This is a genomic window from Caballeronia terrestris (assembly GCF_001544515.1).
Lineage (GTDB): Bacteria > Pseudomonadota > Gammaproteobacteria > Burkholderiales > Burkholderiaceae > Caballeronia > Caballeronia terrestris.
Genome location: NZ_FCOL02000467.1, coordinates 1 through 1,130, shown reverse-complemented (window position 1 = coordinate 1,130; position 1,130 = coordinate 1). Strand labels below are relative to the sequence as shown.

Below are 1,130 nucleotides of genomic sequence, written 5' to 3'. Positions count from 1 at the left end.
CCACGCGAGCCGGTTCTGTTCGAGCGCGAATGCCTGCAGCGCCTCGGGCTCGATCGGCAGATCCGCGACAGTGATGGTGGCGGGCGACATGTCGACCATGATGCCCAACTCGCGCTACGTTTACAAGACTCGTGAGCGTCAAATCAGCGCGAGGTGCAAACCAAGTCAACTCACGCGCGCCACCGCGACCGCGCGATGCGGTTCGCGCGCCGGGATCTCGATGCCTTCGAGCCAGGCATTCAGTTCGGCTAGCGTGAAGCCGCGTTGTGCGAGCGACGCCGGTGAGGGGAAATGTCCGTGTTCAAGCCGCTTGTACCAAAGCGCGAAGCCGGTGCGATCCCAATATAAGCACTTGACCTTCGTGCGGTCCCGACCCACGAACACGAACAGATTGCCCGAGGCCGGCTTCTGGGCCAGCAGCGGTTTGAATCGCGCCAGAATTCCTCGCCTTGCTGAGAACGTCGCGCTGTCCTCGGTCCCGCAGTCTCTTCGGTTGGGTCGACCATCGCAATGCTCCGCCGTCACGATGGCAATACCTTCGCACCGCACGCGCCTGTGTTCAAGACGGGATGCGCTGACGCATACCCAGAAAGAGACGCTCGCGGCGTTTTCAGCGAATCACCGATCCGAGTCGACCGCGTGCCACCGGCCGCGACCTGAAATCTGCCGACAGCATCTGCTCAGGGACGATGAAGCAATTCACCGTTGGAGTTGCAGCGGAAGCAAGTCACTAACCGCAGCCTGCTCACCACCCGTATCCCATCTTGAAGAGCAGAGCCTTGTTGCCTTCCTTTCCAAACGCGAACTCCATATTCGCGACGATGCCCTGAGCCGGCTTTAGAATGTACTGCACACCGAGGCCGGCGCTCGGAAAGCGGTTGGCCGAATCTGCGCAGCCGTTACGGCTCGCGCCATACAGGCACGCCACGCCGGCAAAGACGGTGGCCGTCCAACGCGACGCCAGGCGATGGCGCTCCTCGACTTCGAGCGAGGACATGTACTTGCCAAGGTACTCGCCCGTCGTGTATCCGCGCAATAGCACGGGCGCGTAGGCGCCCGGGGGTGCGTCCGCCGTCCACTGGTTACTCTGCCGCACTGCAAATACATTCCCGTCTCCGTGGCTCCAGTAT

2 protein-coding genes are annotated in these 1,130 nt (G+C 62.1%); both read right to left on the bottom strand.

The genetic code is table 11. The features are described from left to right. Positions 1 to 165: 165 nt before the first annotated feature. Positions 166 to 384, bottom strand: a complete 219-nt coding sequence (tnpB, locus tag AWB67_RS42855; RefSeq protein ID WP_235025621.1) for an IS66 family insertion sequence element accessory protein TnpB — start codon at positions 382 to 384, stop codon at positions 166 to 168. A gap of 361 nt (positions 385 to 745) precedes the next feature. Next, the coding region (locus AWB67_RS38305) for a hypothetical protein (RefSeq protein WP_235025620.1) at positions 746 to 1,130 on the bottom strand (385 nt) is incomplete at its 5' end.